General features: G+C 34.8%; 17 protein-coding genes. 5 read left to right on the forward strand and 12 right to left on the reverse strand.

All coding sequences use genetic code 11. The features are described from left to right. From Q0L29_RS00795 to Q0L29_RS00810, 4 genes are all read right to left on the reverse strand, one after another. On the reverse strand, positions 1-679 hold a 679-nt coding region (locus Q0L29_RS00795; RefSeq protein ID WP_296618357.1), incomplete at its 3' end, for a 6-bladed beta-propeller. 94 nt (positions 680-773) lie between these two features. Beyond that, entirely contained in the window at positions 774-1757 is a 984-nt protein-coding gene (locus Q0L29_RS00800; protein WP_296618358.1) for a DUF1028 domain-containing protein, read from the reverse strand. A 24-nt stretch (positions 1758-1781) separates the two neighbouring features. Beyond that, complete coding sequence (locus Q0L29_RS00805; protein ID WP_296618359.1) at positions 1782-2723, reverse strand: proline iminopeptidase-family hydrolase; 942 nt, start codon at positions 2721-2723, stop codon at positions 1782-1784. A gap of 128 nt (positions 2724-2851) precedes the next feature. Further along, on the reverse strand, positions 2852-6169 hold the full coding sequence (locus Q0L29_RS00810; protein ID WP_296618360.1) for a GEVED domain-containing protein: 3318 nt from the start codon (positions 6167-6169) through the stop codon (positions 2852-2854). A gap of 695 nt (positions 6170-6864) precedes the next feature. On the opposite strand from Q0L29_RS00810, the gene Q0L29_RS00815 reads away from it, so the two are divergent. Both Q0L29_RS00815 and Q0L29_RS00820 read left to right on the forward strand, forming a co-directional pair. After that, positions 6865-8001 carry a serine hydrolase gene (locus Q0L29_RS00815; protein WP_296618361.1) on the forward strand — a complete coding sequence of 379 codons (1137 nt, stop codon included), beginning with the start codon at positions 6865-6867 and terminating at the stop codon, positions 7999-8001. Continuing rightward, the gene (locus Q0L29_RS00820; protein WP_296618362.1) at positions 7998-8597 is read left to right on the forward strand and encodes a hypothetical protein; all 600 of its coding nucleotides are present in this window, start codon (positions 7998-8000) and stop codon (positions 8595-8597) included. The genes Q0L29_RS00815 and Q0L29_RS00820 overlap by 4 nt, the downstream gene beginning before the upstream one ends. Before the next feature lie 10 nt (positions 8598-8607). On the opposite strand, the gene Q0L29_RS00825 is transcribed toward Q0L29_RS00820, so the two are convergent. The 6 genes from Q0L29_RS00825 to Q0L29_RS00850 all read right to left on the reverse strand — a co-directional run bounded on the left by Q0L29_RS00825 (position 8608) and on the right by Q0L29_RS00850 (position 16284). Then, positions 8608-9609: a glycosyltransferase family 2 protein gene (locus tag Q0L29_RS00825; RefSeq protein ID WP_296618363.1), complete on the reverse strand. Its 1002-nt coding sequence runs from the start codon at positions 9607-9609 to the stop codon at positions 8608-8610. Then, the gene (locus Q0L29_RS00830) at positions 9602-9940 is read right to left on the reverse strand and encodes a YbaB/EbfC family nucleoid-associated protein (RefSeq protein ID WP_296618364.1); all 339 of its coding nucleotides are present in this window, start codon (positions 9938-9940) and stop codon (positions 9602-9604) included. Before Q0L29_RS00830 ends, Q0L29_RS00825 begins: the two co-directional genes overlap by 8 nt. Positions 9941-9942: 2 nt before the next feature. Beyond that, positions 9943-11868, reverse strand: coding sequence for a gliding motility-associated C-terminal domain-containing protein (locus Q0L29_RS00835; protein WP_296618365.1), 1926 nt, complete (start codon positions 11866-11868; stop codon positions 9943-9945). Then, positions 11865-13355 carry a histidine ammonia-lyase gene (gene hutH, locus Q0L29_RS00840; protein WP_296618366.1) on the reverse strand — a complete coding sequence of 497 codons (1491 nt, stop codon included), beginning with the start codon at positions 13353-13355 and terminating at the stop codon, positions 11865-11867. Before hutH ends, Q0L29_RS00835 begins: the two co-directional genes overlap by 4 nt. Continuing rightward, positions 13348-14736 carry a histidine--tRNA ligase gene (hisS, locus tag Q0L29_RS00845; RefSeq protein ID WP_296618367.1) on the reverse strand — a complete coding sequence of 463 codons (1389 nt, stop codon included), beginning with the start codon at positions 14734-14736 and terminating at the stop codon, positions 13348-13350. Before hisS ends, hutH begins: the two co-directional genes overlap by 8 nt. Positions 14737-14913: 177 nt before the next feature. After that, the gene (locus tag Q0L29_RS00850; RefSeq protein WP_296618368.1) at positions 14914-16284 is read right to left on the reverse strand and encodes an MATE family efflux transporter; all 1371 of its coding nucleotides are present in this window, start codon (positions 16282-16284) and stop codon (positions 14914-14916) included. A gap of 239 nt (positions 16285-16523) precedes the next feature. On the opposite strand from Q0L29_RS00850, the gene Q0L29_RS00855 reads away from it, so the two are divergent. After that, the gene (locus tag Q0L29_RS00855) at positions 16524-17372 is read left to right on the forward strand and encodes an agmatine deiminase family protein (RefSeq protein ID WP_296618369.1); all 849 of its coding nucleotides are present in this window, start codon (positions 16524-16526) and stop codon (positions 17370-17372) included. Positions 17373-17470: 98 nt separating this feature from the next. Here the strand turns inward: Q0L29_RS00855 and Q0L29_RS00860 are convergent, their stop codons facing one another. Then, positions 17471-17710: a hypothetical protein gene (locus Q0L29_RS00860; RefSeq protein WP_296618370.1), complete on the reverse strand. Its 240-nt coding sequence runs from the start codon at positions 17708-17710 to the stop codon at positions 17471-17473. 2 nt (positions 17711-17712) lie between these two features. Then, entirely contained in the window at positions 17713-18132 is a 420-nt protein-coding gene (locus Q0L29_RS00865; protein ID WP_296618371.1) for a BLUF domain-containing protein, read from the reverse strand. 529 nt (positions 18133-18661) lie between these two features. Between Q0L29_RS00865 and Q0L29_RS00870 the strand changes: the two genes are divergently transcribed. Continuing rightward, positions 18662-18895, forward strand: a complete 234-nt coding sequence (locus tag Q0L29_RS00870; protein WP_296618372.1) for a hypothetical protein — start codon at positions 18662-18664, stop codon at positions 18893-18895. Between the two features lie 135 nt (positions 18896-19030). Continuing rightward, complete coding sequence (locus tag Q0L29_RS00875) at positions 19031-19222, forward strand: hypothetical protein (protein ID WP_296618373.1); 192 nt, start codon at positions 19031-19033, stop codon at positions 19220-19222. The last annotated feature ends 93 nt before the right edge of the window (positions 19223-19315 follow it).

A 19315-nucleotide genomic window follows, 5' to 3' on the forward strand; every position in this document is an offset into this window, starting at 1 on the left:
ATGGATTATATGTTTGAAAAAAAGTAGCAGGTTCTTTCATGAAATTTCTTACTTCCATAAAAAGCATAAAACCAGCCTTTTTCTTATCAAAAGGAAAATAAGAATTTAGTATTTCATCTCGATTCTTATTCCACACTAAAAGTTGAAATCCATGTTTGGGGGCATAAAAATTACCTCCATAAAGAAAATAATCTTCTCCATTCAAACTTAGCAAACTACTTACACCTTGCAATTGCTTGTTTTGATAAACCGACTTGAGCTCTCCATTTAGACTATAGGTCATTATCTTTCCTGACTGCCCATCCAAAAGCTCTATTTGTCCATCAGCATTGATGAAAAAATTAGTTAACTTCTGATATTGATTCGGTCCCTCCCCTTTAGCAGATATCACAATTTCTTCCCCCGAAACCATATCTTTAATTAATAGATAATCCAAACCCCATCCGCAATGAAGTACTAAATATTCATCGTGAACAGCCACTTTCATCAGATTATCCACCACTAAACTATCTGAAAAAAATATAGCATCCTTAAGCTTAAAATGCTCGCTTGCCTTAAGAGTTTGAGCTTCGTCTAAATCAATTTTTATAGATTTAAATGAAGATTCTTCACTTTCCTTTCGTCCTCCACATGAAATAATGAGAAAGCTACAAATCAATAATGAACATAGTCTTAGCATAATTTTTAGTTTGTATTAAAAGCTATGAGATCTCGGATTATCCGAGATGAAAGTTTGAGCTTATTTTATAAGATTTTTAAACTGAAGCAAGATGTTATTTCAATAATTTTTGTAATTCTCTATCCTCCACTTCCAATAAACCTACTTTAGGCAATCTCTTAGTCAATTCTCTCCAGTTAGCATCCTGCTTATATATTTTTTGTAGCATTTCTGTTGCCTTTTCTATTTTGCCATCATTGGCTAATGTGATAGCCGTCCAATATTGCATTTCAAGATTTTTAGGAAACATTTCCATAGCAGCATTATATTCGTTCATGGCCTCTTGCATCTGCCCTTTTTCTACGAAATAATCTCCTTGGTTCATATGTTCATAAGCTCTATAAACTTTCACTAATCTATTTAGCTCTTGAACTGGACTTTCATGATCATCCACTCTTAAATCCAATAATCTGTCATTCCATGGTTCATCAGTAGCTTCAGCTTTTACCACCAAGAGTGCTGCGGATTGCTTTCCTCGGATGTCTCCGCCTTGAGTTTGAGCTGCTTCCAAAACTTTAACCATTCGTTCAGCCAATGGCAAATCACTGAATTTTTTCCAGGCCTTTTCCATTTCAGGAACCACCGTATCATTCAACATCATATTGGCTTGAACAGAAAAATTATCGCCATTGGCATGACCTGCTTCGTCTATACATTTCGCACCAGTATGCGTGGCCACCCTACCTTTGGAATCTAATATCGCCACTTGACGGAAAGCTTTTCCATCATCATTGTTCAATAAACTATCCAAAGCTTCTTGCGGACTTAATCCAGCTTTTAGCATTGCTAATCCCCTTAAACCAAAAGATTTGTTAGTGAAAGATTGGGTAGCCACAACCCCTACTCCAGCTTCTCCCCAGGAAACAGCTGTTCCGACACTAAACCAATGGCTTTGTACAGCCACGGCCATTTCACCTGTTTCTGCATCTCTGGCTACAATAGAATAAGTATGAGTCAAAGGATCATTTGGCCTATTTAACTGACTTATTGCTTCAAAACTGAAAGCAAAGCATAGGATTAATACGTATATGTTCTTCATGATAAAATAATTTAAGTATTGATTTTAATTAATGCTTTTTAAGAAATTTGACAAAATACGATTATACCCTTCCTGGTTATCATGCAAAGTAGAATGCCCTGCTCCTTCCACCACTTTAAATGTTGAATTAGGAGTCAGACTACTAAAGTATTTCACCGTTTCAGGTCGAGCTTCGTCAAACTCACCAGTCACAAATAAAGTTGGGACTTCAACTTTGCTTAAGCTCTCGGTTCTATCAAAATTTTTCAAGGTTCCTGTGCATCTGAATTCACTCGGCCCCCACATATAGTTATAAATTACATCATTACCAGAAACCTCCACAGTATCCATCGGATGAGCATTTTTAGAAGACCTTAATCCAAATTGACTCCAATAATAGGCATCTGCTTTTTTATAATCCTCTGTATTATACTCTCCCTTTTCATTCGCTTCATTTATGATTTCTTGTGTTTCTTCCGGTAAAGTTTTGATAAGGGTGTCGGCATCTGCCTCCCATCTTGGTGTGCTAATGAGTGGACTACTTAAAATCATTCCTTTAATGCCTTCAGGATATTGTAGATAATATTCGACAGCCAATGCTCCTCCCCAGGAATGCCCTAGCAAATAGAATTCCTCCAATTCCAATGAATCTTTTACTGCTTTAACTTGCTGAACAAAATGATCAACCGTCATTAAAGTGGTATCGGTATGATAGTCAGATCTTCCGCCCCCTAATTGATCGAATAAGATCACTTTTCTTTCCTTATTTTGAGGACTTAATTGATAAAAATAGCGGTGCTTACCACCCGGGCCTCCATGTAAAGTTAAGATAGGAGTATCCTCTCCTTCTCCCATCACCTTATACCAAATCTCCCCTCCTTCAACTTGAATTTTACCTTCATGGGCAGAAAGTTGATCTGTAGATTCTTGGGATTGACAACTGAATATTAGAATTAAAGATAGGAATGCTAGTAATAAATTTTTCATCTGTGGTTTTTAAAATTAATCTTCAAATTAGGTAATAATTTTTAAAATCATCAACATAAAATTTTTAACATAAAAAAAACGCATAAGGCAATGCCTCATGCGTTTAAAAAATAAGAATTGAATTTGTTCTACTTCACGATAAAGTTTGCGCTTACAGCTTCTTTCACTGTATTCGCTTTTAAGATGTACATCCCTTTTTCTAAAGAGCTTACATCAATCGTATTGATTTCTTTACCAGTATTAATTGATCTTACTAAAGCTCCATTGCTACTGTAAATCTGGATCCCTTTAGAAGCATCAATGTTTTTAATATTCACATTCAATTTGTCTTGTGCCGGATTAGGATACAAGCTGTAGATTGCAATATTATCTTCATTACCTAATGCTTCTCCGCTTAAGTCACTTGAAGTAGCTACCATGCTCGCAGTACTATTTGTGATATTAACCGTATAATCCTCTACTTCTCCGTAAGCAAAAGCTTCACATGGAGTAGCTTGTGCGTTATACTTCATGGTCACTCTCATTCTTGTAGAACCTGTTAAGGCAGTTGAAGGAATATTCAATGTAGCACTTAGTAAATTACTGCTACTTGAAGAACCATTTACTAATCTTTCACCTGAACTAAATGTTCCGTCCTGATTTAAATCAATCCAAATACTCCAATATTCAGTATAGCTACTTCCGCTAAATCCTGCTTGAACATTCATGCTAGTAGAAGTTCCTCTTGGTAAATCAGCTGACAGATTTGTAAAATCAGCATATCCACCATTGTCTCCACTGGTATTATCAATGCTACCTAATACAACTCTTTGAATCCACTCATAGCTTGAATTATTACCTTGAGAAGCACAATACTCTAAAGGAGCAGGAGCTGCAGTTGTAAATAGACTAGAACTTGAGTAATTACTACTGCTGCTTGAGCAATTGCTTCTTACTTGCCATTCATATTGTGTATCGGCTGTTAATCCAGAAACATTAACACTATTACTTGAAGCAGCTAAAGTGCTCCAAGAGCTTGTTCCAGACACTCTTACTCTTACCGTATAATCATTGGCAGCGCTTTCACTTGACCAAGATAGTGTAGCAGTAGTTTCTCCTATGCTAGAGGCTGATAAACTTGTTGGAATTGTACATTCCTCTGGTGTGCCTGTAGTAATATTTACAGTATAATCTTCTACCTCACCATATGAAAAAGATTCACAAGAAGTAGGAATACCATTATATTTCATAGAAACTCTCATAGTAGTATTTCCTGAAAGTGCTGAAGTTGGAACAGTGAAACTTCCACCTACAGGAGTATTCTTTGTAGCTGATTGCGTCCAAACTTGCTCACCTGCATCAGCAAAATCTCCATCTTGATTATAATCTATCCATACGCTATAACCTTCACTATAAATTGTTCCTGTCCATGTTGGAGTTATTGTGATAGTGTTAGCATCTCCTTTGCCTAATTCCGTAGATATAGAAGTAAAGTCAGCATAACCTGAGCTTGCGGCTCCAGAAGAATTATCTAGGCTTCCTAATTGAACTCGACCTATATACTCATCTGCTACACTATTTCCATTTGATCCACAATAAACCAATTGTACTTCAGTAGTTGTGAAACTTACGCTTGAAGAATAAGCTGATAAAGTTCCGTCTGAACATTTGCTTCTTACTTGGGCTTCATATTGAGTAGTTGAGCTTAATCCAGAAAGAGTTAATGAACTAGAAGTTACACTTTCAGTAGTCCAGGTAGATGTTCCAGAAACTCTGTAACGAACATCATAAGTGGTTCCGGTAACAGCATCCCAAGTTAAATCAGCACTGTTTGAACCTACATTTGAAGCCGTTAAGCTTGTAGGAGTTGTTGCATTACAAACAACCGGCTGACCAGAAACACCCGTTACAACCAAAGAAAAATCTTGGCTTCCACTTGCTAGTGATCCTTTATGAGAAACTGTGATAGTATAAGATCCACTCGCATTATTAATATCTACTCTTTCGAAAGGATCAACATTATTATCTCCTTTTGAATTACTGTTTACCCCTGTTAATCTATAAGGAGAATAAGTAGTTGAATTCTGAGTTACTCTAATATCTAAGTCATTAACCAATACTGGAGTATTGTCATTAGTAGTACCAGTATTAGCAGTTCCACCTTGGTCTGTCCAAGAAATAGAAGCTAATAAAGGGCTAGTTCCGTCAGATTCAATAGTAACAGAATAAGTTTGACCATTATTTAAAGTCAATTCTTCTACTTTAGAACTAGTTCCAGCACCTGTCATTGTCTCAGCTGCTCTTTTAGCATTCATTAATCCCCAACCCCAAATGGCATCAGGACCTGCAATTCCTTTATCATCAGCAGTATGTAAAACAACACCTTTTAAAGTTGCTGCTCTCACATAGTTCCCGAAAAGATTATTAGCATGTTCTTGCAAGATCAAAATAGAACCAGCAACATTAGGTGAAGCCATTGAAGTTCCTGTAATAGAATTGTAAGCGGTATTGCTACTTTCATAAGTTGAATAAACACCTGTTCCGTTACCAGTAATGTCTGGCTTAATTCTGTAATCATCAGTTGGCCCTTCACTTGATGAGCTATTGATACTTACACTAATTAAATTCCCATTACTGTCGATATTGGCATCTTGCGCATTAGCGACTACCAAATTATTTTTGGAGGTAGAGTGACCTGATAATTTATCATAAGCACTATTTCCCTCTAAAGGGCTTCCGTTATAAGTATCTTGATTCCCATCATTACCCGCAGCTACAACCATCATGTAGTAAGGAGAATTATACATCAAATTATCCCAATCTCTTGACTCTTCAATATAAGCACCAAAATACCAATCAGGTAATTGATCCCCTCTATATCCATAAGAGTGGTTAGAAACCAACATACCACTTGCGGCAGCATTAGTAGCTTCAGACAAATCATTAGACCAATCGTAACCTACTGCATTTGCATGGGGAGCCATTCCTTTCGCTTGTGCATCAACACCAGAAGCCATAATGGTTCCAGTTACGTGTGCAGAGTGGTAATTGGTAGTAGAAGTTCCATCACCAACAGAAAATCGGTTTGTACCACCAGGGCCATCATATTCTTGGTGAGATGCAAGAGCTAGTCCTCCATCCCAAACATGAGCAGTCATATTATCACCGTTAAGGTTTAGACCTAATCCTCCACCTGAATTCAACCAGTTGGTACGAGTTGATTCCGCTGCATCTACATTGTAAGTAATGTAGTAGATAGGCTCACCGGTTTTAGTTACTTTCTGGAGTTCAGCATAACGACCGTCTTCTAAATTGATTTTTACTTCCCAGCCCTTTTGCTGAGCCATTTGAACTGCTTCTTGTTTTTCTTTTTTGGCTTTAGCTGAAAAAGTTTGTTCAAGATCCATCAATACTTGTTTATTGTATTGATTCGTAATTCTTGCCTTTTGTTGGATTGTTTGAGCCATTACAGAACTTGCTAAAAACAAGCATCCTATGACTAGTAAATTTAGTTTCGTAAAAATTGTATTCATTTCATTTAGTTTTCGTGAAAAGAGTCACTGAATACCTTATCCAGTGTAAAAATAAAATTATAATTATTCTGATATTTACTATTTAACTTTAAAGGTCATCTAAATTGATAATCCTCCAACAACATAATTGAAGAAGTTTTAAATACTTTATTAAAAGATGTAAGTACATTATAAAGATGTGATATTTTTAAAGAAAGGAAATCGAAGCTACTTTCATGTTCTTTTTTGAAAATCATTAACATCTTATAATAGGTTTTGGTCAATTTATCGGATTTTTCAACTCATTTAATCACAATTATACGAATTTTATTATTGTAAAATAAAATTTTTGTGAATAAATATTTTGTAAGACTCTGTTTTGAATATCTGATTTTTTAGAAAAACAAGCTGTAAATTAAAGTAAAAAGGAATTAGATAATATGTAATGTTTTATAATAAAAATTAATATTTATTAGACATGTATTAACGGAAAAGTTATATTATTTACATTTATTAAAATTATTTATCCTATTCATATAATTGAATATTTCTAATAATACTTCATTTCATATTATTTAAAATACTAACATGTCTGTTTATTTAAATTTAAAATGATAAATTTCATATCGTAATTTAAATTTCAAGTTATTATGAAAGTAATCTATACTTTAAGTATTTATCTAATCTTCTTTTCAATCACCTCTTTCGGGCAATATTATCCTGAGCAGGAATGGAAGAGGAAATCAGCCAAGTCGTTAAAAATGAATCAAGAGTTACTGGATAGTGCAGTCAGCATAGCAAGCCAAAATGAAAACGCTGTTAATAGAAATTTGAAGATTGCAATAATTGAAGCATTTTCAAGAGAACCTAATTTTGAGATTTTAGGCGAAACGAAAGAAAGAGGAGGTCCTGCAGGATTGATTATTAAAAATGGATATATAGTGGCTGAATGGGGAGATGTCAATAGAGTTGATATGACCTTTAGTGTTGCGAAGAGTTATCTTTCAACTATGGCAGGCTTGGCAATAGATCAAAACCTAATACATAATATTGATGACAAGGTTTATAATTATGTTTGGGATGGTACTTTCGATGGCGATCATAATAAAAAAGTTAGCTGGGATCATTTACTTACTCAATCTTCCGATTGGTCCGGACAACAATTTGGCCTTTATGATTGGGCAGATAGGCCACCAAGAGACGGGGACACTGATGACTGGAGAGCAAGAGAATTACATGAACCTGGTTCTCATTATAAGTATAATGATGTAAGAGTGAATGTTTTGGCTTACTCCCTTTTGCAAGTTTGGAGAAAATCACTCCCGCAAGTTTTAAAAGATGAAGTCATGGATCCCATTGGTGCTTCTACAACCTGGAGATGGTTAGGTTATCATAATTCTTATGTAAATGTGGATGGATTACAAGTTCAATCTGTAAGCGGTGGAGGGCATTTCGGTGGTGGAATTTTTATTAATACACTTGATCATGCACGTTTTGGATTACTATTTTTAAGAAACGGAAAATGGAAAGAACAACTATTAATATCTGAAGATTGGGTGAAAAGTGTTCAAAAATCTTCTGAAGCAAATCCTGATTATGGTTACTTATGGTGGAATAACAGCCAAGAAACATGGGGAGGAGTTTCTAAAGAAGTTTATTATGCAGCTGGTTTCGGTGGAAATTATATAATCATCGATAAAGCAAATGATTTGGTAGTAGTCACCAGATGGATTGATAATTCTAAGATTGATGATGTTATGAGATTGGTCCAACAATCCATTAAATGAGACCCTTATTAATCATTTCTTTTATTTTATTTAGTGGCATATTTTCACCCTCTGTTTTAGGCCAATCAAAATATCAGAATGGTTTTGTAGTCACAATTCAGAATGATACGATTTACGGTCAGTTAAGGGACAGAAGCCCTGAGCCTTTTGGGAAAATATTCGATAAAGTAAAAATGAAAGGCTTTTGGATTTTCGACAAAAGATATGGCCCTAAAGATCTAAACTCGTACACAACTGGAAATAAGGTATATGAATCTATATGGTATGATAGTTATACCAAATTATTTTCTGTCTTTCATATCAGCACTTACGGAGAAGGCGAAAAAGTTTTTATGCGACTGTCTATTGATGGAAATGTAAAATTATATTGGGATGAATTTAGAGATCCTGATAGCGGTTATGAAGAAGCTATTCCGTTTTTCAAAAAAAAGAATTCCAAAGAAATGATTCGGGTTACACAGGGAATTTTCGGATTTAAGAAAAAACATCTAGCCAATTTGTTTGCTGATTGTCCTGAATTGGTTGTAAAAATGAAACATCGCTTTTTTGAAACTCCTGAGGAAATGGCTAACTTCTATAATTTAGAATGTAATTGAATACAATAATCTAAAAATTCAATTCCGAGAACTTTTTCTTTCCTTTTACAAAAAAAGATTTAATGATTGACTCTTTAAAAACCTCAACATGCTTTAATCCAGAATCTTGACCATGCTGATAATCCTTTTTCATCTTTTTAAAATCCCGATGAGCTTTTAGAATAGCATTTGCATTGGCTTTTTTACCTTTAGCCACAAACTGAATAGCAGCTAATGCATCTAAGAGCCTTCTTCTTTTTCGGATAGATTCAAATTCTTCTTTACTTAGATTCTTGTAGAGCAAAAGCCAGTTATTTCTAAAATTTAGGTAAGTTTTAAGTGGGCTCTCAGCTTTCAAAGTACCTCCCCCCACATGATAAACCGTACTTTCTCCACAATAATAAATTTCATACCCCTCATTTTTTGCATGCCAGCAAAAATCTATTTCTTCCATATGGGCAAAAAGCTTTTCATCCAAACCGCCTAACTCATGAAAAGACTTTGAATGAACAAATAGACAAGCCCCCGTGGCCCAAAAGACAGGAATATTATCATCATACTGCCCTAGGTCTTTTTCCAAATGTGAGAAAATCCTACCCCTACAAAAAGGATAACCCAAGTGATCTATAAAGCCTCCTGCAGCTCCGGCATATTCAAAATATTCTTTAAGGTGATAAGATTTAATTTTAGGTTGGCATGCTATTATATTTTCATTTTGCTTCATTAAGCGAATTACTGGATCAATCCAATTAGGAGTAGTTTCGACATCAGAATTTAATAAAATATAATATTCCGTTTTGATTTGCTTTAAAGCATAATTATATCCGCCTGAATACCCTAAGTTTTCAGGGATCTCAATAAGCTTTATTTCAGGAAAAGAAGTTCTGAGGTAATCGATTGAATCATCAGTAGAAGCATTATCAGCAATGATTACCTCATGAGGACTAGAATTTTGAATTACATTCGGCAGGAATTTTTCCAGATAATTCCTGCCGTTAAAATTTAGTATGACTACTGCAACGCTATCAGCCATTGAACATATTACCTAAATCCATTCCAGGAATATTTGGAAGGGCTCCATCAGTAGCTTTTCGCATTTCTTCTTTAGCCAATACATCCACTTCTTCCATAGCCTTATTTACAGCAGCTACAGTCAGGTCTTGAATCATTTCTTTATCATTTTCATTTACTAATGAACTATCAATTTCAATACTTACCACTTGTTTTTTACCATTTACTTTAGCTTTTACCATTCCAGCTCCGGCTTCTCCTTCTGCTGTGATGTGCACTAAATTTTCCTGAGCCTCTTTTACTTTGCCCTGTACTTCTTTAATCTGCCCCATCATTTTCATCATGTCAAACATATCTATCTTATTAAATTAAAAACACCACTCTTAAAATACTCTTCTCCGTATTTATCTTTTACACGCACAATGTAACTGTAAGTTCCTTCTGGCGCAGGTCGGTTTTTTAAATAACCATCCCAACCTATTTCCAGTGAGTTAGATCTAAAAATTAAAGTGCCCCATCTATTATAAACACTAAATTCCACCTCTTCTATGAACTTTCCAACTACTTTAATTTCTTCATTTAACGAGTTTTGATTTGGGGTAAATGCAGTAGGAACAAAAAAGCTTGAAGGGATTTTATATCTCAACAAATTAGAATAAGCAATTAATCCATTATCAGAATATGCTTCAACTTGATAAAAAGCTAATTGATCATCGCTTTGGGCAATGTTTTCATTATAGAATTCATCTTCTCCAAGAATATTCTCATCCAGAACATTCATGTTCTCATCATATTTCACTATTCTATATTCACTAAAAAGTGAATCAAAGCCTGTAAAGGAATTCCAAACAAAATTTATGACCGACTCCTTCTGACTCACTTTTAATAAAATATTTGGCGCTGTTGTGTATAAAGGCGAAATACCTCCACAACTATTTACATAAGCAATAGAATAATAAAAAATCCTATCATAAAAAGCCGTTCCTTGATCAACATAAGTGGTATTTGATGAAGTGTCTACTTCAAAAAACTCATCGTTAAGATTCCTTTTTTTGTAAATAACAAACCTCTCTGGCTGAAGTCCCTGAGGTAACTCCCACGTAAGCTCAAGCTCAGAGTCTGATAAAACATTAGTAGCAATTTGACTAATTGGAATGCTAGGAGACCCCGTAATTGCGGTGATTTCCTTTGGTAGAGATACTATTTCTATACCCCTTGCATCAGTAGCAATAACCTGATATAAGTCAGATTGTCCGCATAGTACATTCTCATCCAGAAAAGGAGCATTACCCGTATGAATCACTTCTCCATTTTTTAACAGCTCAGAATTTTGAAAAATGAAATGATTCCAATCCATTAAATTTCCATCTAATTCTGCTTTGGCTGAAAATCTTATGGTACAGACCTCATTTGAAATTAATTCATCACCATTACACTGGCTGACTGTTATAATTCTGGCGCAATAGAAGTTATTATCCAAATTTCTGTTTTGAAAAATATAGGTTCCTAATTCCTCCCCAGAAAAAGTGTTGACCGTTTGATAATTACCATTCTCATTTTGCTTCAATTGCAGTTGATATATCTGATTATCATTGAGCTCATAATCAATTTCAAAACTATTTTCAGATAAAATTTCAATTCTATTTATAGCCCCTGCGTCCTCATTTTGATCTTCAGGAATAAAAGTTTTGGTAAAAATATTACTACCACAATTATTATTACCCGTATTATTTAAAGAGCCCGTAACAGTAAGTAGATATTCTTGAGTAGGATCTGCATATTGATAGGAAAATGGGAATGCATTTATAGAATATTCCTGTGGTGCACTACCATCTCCAAAATCGACAGTATAAAAATCAAACCTTTCTTGTTGAGCATCTAAATCTAAAATAAGTTCGGCCCCACAATTTGAAAGAGAAACATAAGGAGTAGATGGCTCTATGATTTCTATTGTAATACTATCATAAACCTGAGTATTGGATAATTGTCTAAGAAATAAAATATTATAGATGCCAGCTTCCTGATAGGTGAATCTAAAATCATCAGCCGTCTGAGCCGGATTACCAAAGCAATCATTATTAGAAGCAAGATCAGATAAATCTGCATCAAAACATAGAAAAGGAGTTCCTGTGGCAGCATTAAGCGTAACTTCAATCTCAGTAAATTCGCATCCCTTCAAATAATTCACAGTAAACAAACCGTTTTCACTTGGGAAGCTACCTTGAGCCCACAAGCCAAAGCAGCAAAATGCAATTAATATAGTTAGGATTATCTTTTTCAAGCTTTTTGATTTTTAATAAAATGAACAGCCTTTACAATATCATCATGTAAAATTCGATCATCTTCTACTAACGCAACTTCTTCCCTAAAATTACGAATTATTTCTTCTAAATATGAACTTGTTTTGAGTGGTCGCCTAAATTTTAGGGCTTGGGAAGCATTTATTAATTCTATGGCTAATATTTGATAGGTATTTTCAACCACTTTATAAAGTTTAGTAGCTGCATTTGCTCCCATACTAACATGATCTTCTTGTCCGTTTGATGAAACTATGCTATCAACAGAAGCTGGAGAACACAATTGTTTACTTTGGCTTACTAAACTAGCCGCACTATATTGTGGAATCATCAAACCAGAATTTAATCCCGGGTTCATCACCAGGAAGTCAGGCAAGCCTCTGCTTCCAGAAATCAATTGATAGGTTCTTCTTTCTGAAATACTTCCTAATTCAGCTAATGCAATGGCTAAAAAATCCATAGATAGTGCCAATGGTTGTCCATGAAAATTTCCTCCTGATATAATCTCACCTTCTTCAGGGAAAATATTAGGGTTGTCCGTAACTCCTGCTAGTTCTTTACTTACAATGTTTCTAACATAATTGATGGCATCAAAACTAGCTCCATGGACTTGCGGTATGCACCTAAAACTGTAAGGGTCTTGAACATGAACTTTGTTCTGCTTAATAATTTCGCTTCCATTAAGTAACTCCAAAATCTTTTGAGCAACTATTTTTTGCCCATCCTGATTTCTAATTAAATGAATCTTAGAATCAAATGGTTCAGGTCGCCCATCAAAAGCATCCAAGGATAAGGCCCCAATGGTATTTGCCCAATTGAAAATATCTTCAGAAGCTAGAATGGCATGAACACCAAAAGCATTCATAAATTGAGTCCCATTCAATAAAGCTAAGCCTTCTTTTGCTTTAAGATGAATAGGGTCCCATTTCATTTTGGCTAACAACTTTTCTCCACTAATTTTTTCTTCATTTAAATAGACTTCTCCTTTTCCGATTAGCGGCAATGATAAATGTGCTAAGGGTGCCAAATCACCAGAGGCGCCCAAAGAGCCTGATTCGTATATAACAGGAAGAATATCTTCATTATAGAAATCCAATAAGCGTTCCACCGTTGCCAATTGAACACCACTGTGCCCATAAGACAAAGATTGGATTTTAAGCAACAGCATAATTTTCACTATACGTTTGTCAATCTCAGGACCCGTTCCGCAAGCATGCGACATGACCAAATTAGATTGTAATTGCTCCAAATCAGCTTTGGAAATGTTTCGACTGTAAAGTGAACCAAAACCTGTATTGATCCCGTAAATTGGGGCTTCGGAAGACTGTATATACTCGTCTAAAAATTTCCGACAATTCACAATTGCGTTCACGGCCTTATCCGCTAATTTTAGCTTTTTATTTTCGGCTAAAATTGTTCTTATTTCAGCAAGCGTTAGGTCGTGCTCACCAAGTACAAAAAAATTACTCATATCCTAAAAATCGTTTTAAAATGCTTTCAGCATTTAAGCTTTCTTGCGTTCCCTCCTTCATGTTTTTGAAAGTTAAATTGCCTGTTTTCATTTCTTCCGAGCCTACTAAAATTTCATATGGAATTTGCTTGTCGTTAGCGTATTTCATTTGCTTTTTCAGCTTAAGCGGTTCCGGGTAAAGTTCAGCTTTTACGTTAGCTGTTCTTAATCTGTGCAATACCTTCAAACAATATTTCCAGCTATCCTCATCAAAACTCACCATCAAAACCTCGGTGCTGCTTTCTGCATTTTCCGGATATAAATCCAGCTCTTCCAGTACATCATAAATACGATCAACTCCAAATGAAATACCAACACCAGAAACATCTGGCAATCCAAAAGTATCGGTTAAACCATCATATCTTCCTCCTCCACATATACTGCCCATTTCTACATTTTTGGATTTCACTTCAAATATAGCTCCTGTATAATAAGAAAGACCACGAGCTAAGGTAACATCTAATTCTAGCTGTGGCACTTTTGCACCAAAAGATTCCAGAATTTCAAATACTTCGCTGAGCTCTGCTAATCCTTTTTGTCCGATTTCAGAGTTTTTTAGAAACTCTTTTAAAAAATTAAGTTGCTCTGTATTATCTCCACTTAAAGTAAATAAAGGCGATAAAGTATCAATAGAATTTTGAGCAAAGCCTCTTTCTATTAGCTCCTCTTTTACCTTCTCCTCTCCTATTTTATCTAATTTATCAATAGCTACTGCAAAATCCGTTTCCTTACCTGCAGCACCCATCACTTCCACTATGCCGGATAGTATTTTCCGATTATTGATTTTGATAGCATAATCTAAGCTACTGGCTTTTTTAGTTTGCAAGGTTTTGAAAACTTCCTGTATCATTAATACAATTTCCGCCTCGCAAAGCATGGAGTTAGTTCCAATGGCATCCGCATCACATTGAAAAAACTCTCTGTACCTTCCTTTTTGCGGACGATCTGCTCTCCATACGGGCTGAATCTGGTATCGCTTAAATGGAAAAGTCAAATTATGCTGATTCATTACCACAAAGCGGGCAAAAGGTACTGTTAAATCATATCTAAGACCTTTTTCGGATATTTTAGGTTGTAATGTTTTAGAGTCATTAAGATCTCCTTCATTAGTTTTAGAAAGAAAATCCCCTGAATTCAATATTTTAAAAAGCAATTGATCGCCTTCATTTCCATATTTTCCTTGCAATACGCTCAAGTTCTCCATTGCTGGAGTTTCTATAGGTGCATATCCATATTTTTGGTAGACCTTTTTAATGGTATCCAGAATAAAATGTCTTTTGGCCATTTCGGCTGGTCCAAAATCACGGGTTCCTTTAGGTATAGAAGGTTTCTGTTTGCTCATTTTTACTATTTATTTTAGCGCAAATCTACAAATTTTTGTTAGAAGTAGGTTGGCATGTGTTGAGGTATTAAAGTTTGGAAGTTGGATGTAGGGTGAAGGATGCTGGACTGACCTGCGGTACTGACTTTTACTCAACATTCTGTTCATTGTCCCTTTAATTGAGTATTGTCAACCGATCTATAGCTCGTTTCTCTTTTTAATCACTCTCAGTTTCCAATAGCCCATTTTATAGTAAGCAAAGGCTAAAATAGCAGCCAGAAAATTAGAAATTGGAAAGGACCACCAAATACCTTCAAATCCCAAAGAGGTTTTATTAGACAACATAAATGCTGTTGGGAAACGCACTATCCATAAACTAAAAATAGAAATCAACATGGAAGCTTGCGTAAAACCTGCTCCATTAAAAACACCATTCAGAATTTGCTGAACACCTAGCAATCCAAAACTTGGCGCCATGATTTTTATAAATAAAGCCCCATTTTTAATTACCGTTGGATCATTAGGAATAAAAAAAGCGGTGATCGGTTCTGCAAAAACAAATAATAAAATGCCAATAGCCGTCAACCCGAAAAAGCCAATTTTATTACTTAAATCCCCTATTTTCTCTGCTCTTTTGAGTTTATTAGCTCCAATATTTTGTCCTACCAAACTGGTGGTCGCAATGGCAAATCCTAATGCGGGTACCACCACCAAACTCAAAACTCTAGCTCCTACTCCATAGGCTGCAACCACTTCACTTCCGAAACTGGTTACCAACATAATCATAAAAGTCATGCCTGCAGCTCTGCTTGATTGGTCTAAGCTGGAAGGGATTCCTAATTCGAATAATTTCTTTACCCAAGGGAAATCCCATCTCATATGGGTAAACTTAACTTTGATTCCACGTTTTCCTTTAAAAAGAATCGCCATCCCGATAACAGCTGAAATGCCTTGAGTAAAAACACTGGCTATTGCTGCTCCAGCAACTCCATTTCCTTCTATTGGCCCCCAACCAAAAATAAAGAGTGGGTCTAAAACTAAATTCAAGAAAACTGTTCCTAAAATGATGAACATAGGAAGGTAAACATTTCCAATCCCTCGCATAAGCGATTGGAATACGAAAAACATAAATAGGAATACAAATCCAAAAGATGAAACCTGGAAATAGCTGATGGATTCCTTTAAGATTTCAGGCCCCGCCCCTACGATTTTCATTAAGGGTTCAGCAGAGTAATAGCCTACTGCAGCTAATAAAATTGAAATAAAAAATATGACCATCACGGTTTGTGAAGAAGCATAATTTACTTTCACCTGATTTTCTGCTCCTTTATGTTGAGAAACCATTACGGTTCCAGCTAGTGTCAAACCTCCACCTAATGCTAAAACCAAAAACAGAATAGGGAAACTTAAACTTACAGCTGCCACTGCATTAGCACCTAATCTACCTAACCAAAAAGTATCGATTAATTGATAGGCCGTTTGCAATACATTGGCCATGATGATAGGAAAAGCCAGACTTACCAAGGAATTTAAAATTTTTCCTTCTGTATATTTCTTGGTTTTTGCCATTCTCAAAGATACGGTATTCCGATGGATGGGTTAAAATAAATAAATGGTGTATTTGAGATTTTACATAAAAATAGGATCAATATTATTAAATTGATTTTATCATAAGCCCTGTCATTTTCAGATTATTTCTTTGAATTTTAAAATCAAATTTAGATAAAGAAAAAAGCCTGAAAGTTAGAGATATTGAAAATAATCAAGGGCTAATGGGTTGGGAAATTTTGATTAATTAACTTTAGAATATGATCTTAGATACTGAATGCAATACCGTCTATTTTTCCGAAAAGCTTAAAGAAAACTTCCCTGAAGAATTTCAGAGGATTTCTGATGCCCTTGCGCCTTTTGATTATATCACAATCAAACTATTAAAAGAAACCAAAGACGAGTGGGCCAGAGATTATATGCCCATACAGACTGCGGATAAAAGGCTTATAAAATTTCGATACCAACCGAGCTATGAAGTGAGAGCCAAATGGACAGAACCTAAAAAGGTGATAAAGGCAAATAATTTAAGAACTCATTTTTCAGAACATAATATCAATTTAGATGGCGGAAATATAGTGAAATGGAAAGATAAAGTTATCATAACAGACCGCGTGGTTAAGGAGAATCATATTTATAAAAATGATCATGATTTATTATATAAAAGAATTGCTGAGGATTTACAAACAGAAGTGATTGTAATCAAGGCTCATACTGAAAAAGATGATATGACCGGTCATGCTGATGGCATGTTAAGGTTTGTTAATGAAAATACGCTGATTGGAAATAGATTAAGTGAAGAATATAAACCCATAAGAGAAAGTATTGAGCAGATATTAAAAAAGCATCAATTTAACTATATTGACTTACCTTTTTTTGAGGATAATTCAGAAAATCACTATTCTGCAATTGGTGTTTATGTGAATTTCTTAGAAATAGCGGATGTTATTTTATTTCCTATTTTCAATCACCCAAAACAGAGAAATAAAGAAGCTTTGGAGATCATAAAGAAAAGCTTTCCTAAAAGAAAAATCATCCCCATAAATATTGATGCAGTGGGTAAACATGGAGGATTGATGAATTGTATCAGTTGGTGTTTGAAGGAGTGAAACTAAAAAAAGATAGCCCTAAAAACATAGGGCTATTTTACTAATAATTAAGTCTGAAATTTTGGAATCTTAAAATGAAAATTTCAGATAAAATCTGTTTATTCTTTTATCTTATTCTCTATTTCTTTGGCTTTCGATTCATCACCAAATTTTTTCAATAGGGAAATTCCTTCAAATAACTTGTATTTACAAGCCTTGATTACTTGGGGATCATCATCTACTTCAAAGAGTGTCATCACTATTAATAAACTTGATGAAACGTCTTCAACGTTATCTCCAAATTCTATAGCGTTAACATCCTTTATTTTTCTTTCTACTTCTTCTTTAGCTATATCCATATTTATTTGAAAAATTTCTTGATTAACTGTATTGATCTATTTCCTTCCTGATCTTTTCCTGCTATAATATCCTGGAATGTTTTGGCCTCCGCTTCGGTAAGATCTGTTTGAAATGCCACTTTATCTTCATTGATTTCTTTCGCACCCATTTCCCAACTTGGAAAAGTACGTTCTTTAATTGGTCCGGTAGTGATTAGCACTACATTTTTATGCCTATCATCAGATTTGATTTTTTCATAAAGACCACTTATTTCTTTATAATCTCCTTCAAGATATTGTAAAAAGTGAGTTTTCGAATAGAGCAATACTCCAGTAATATCTAGTTTTGGATTATTTCTTTTACACGCAGCCAAAATTTTATCAATTTCTTCATCTGTGCATTCTTTTTTTCTTACGCTTACGTAAACGAGGTGAGATAACATGTTCTATAGTTTAAAAAATGAATAATAATTAAAAATTTTATTGTATAAACAGACCCCTTAGCTTATTGTTTTAAATTTCTAAAAAAATATTAATAGATTCGAATTTATCAAATTTTATAATTTAAAGGAAATGCATGCTTTAGTAAAATAATTCCAAACTAGCTTACATACTTTAACTTAACGATAGCTTCATTTTACCGTTATTGCCTAAAATTAACTAAAAAAACTATTCCTTCAAGAAATATTTCCCTATAGGGTCGGAGAATCAATAAAATTGAATGGTTAAGTAATACGAACTTTGCTATGAACTCTATTTTGAAAAAATATTCCTCACTACAAAGATTATTTTCTCCAAAATAATCCTTTGTTTTTTTATTTGACGATTCCTTTTGTATTGTAAAATACATATATTTAGTTAAAACAATCCATATAAAGTATAGGAGATCATAATGTAAATACTGGGTTAAGCCATGAGTTAAGAGCAGAATTTATTGAACATTTGCTTACAGATATTAAGTCGCTCGAAACTATGCTTGATCAGGGGCTAATCGAAGATAATATTACCAGAATAGGTGCTGAACAAGAGTTTTGTTTGGTAACAGACAACTGGCGTCCCTCGAAAAAATCAGTAGAAGTATTAGCAGGTATTAATGACTCTCATTTCACAACAGAACTAGCACGCTATAATCTGGAAATCAATCTTGATCCTCTTGAGTTAAAAGGAAAATGCTTCAGCGATTATGAGCAAACGCTGAATATGTAGCTTAATAAGGCAGGTGAAATTGCCAACAATACGGTGATCGTGTTCTTTTGGCTGGTATATTACCCACTATCTCCAAGAATGAACTGGGAAATGGAGTTTATGACTCCGAGTCCCAGATATTATGCCCTAAACGACATGATTAAGGCACAGAGGGGTAAAGATATCGATCTTCATATCAGAGGGATAGATGAGCTATCCATTATACATGATTCGGTATTAATTGAAGCCTGTAATACTAGCTTTCAGATGCATTTGCAGATTGCACCCCAGGATTTTATTTCCAGCTACAATTGGGCGCAAGCTATTTCGGGCCCCCTACTGACCTGAGTTCGACTCTAATTTGGAAATTCAGATTTTCATAAAATTAAATAGACAAGGCGTCTTTTAGAAGATATAGCGAGCTATATCGAGGAAAGACAA

This window comes from Marivirga sp., from assembly GCF_024636815.1.
Taxonomy (GTDB): Bacteria; Bacteroidota; Bacteroidia; order Cytophagales; family Cyclobacteriaceae; genus Marivirga.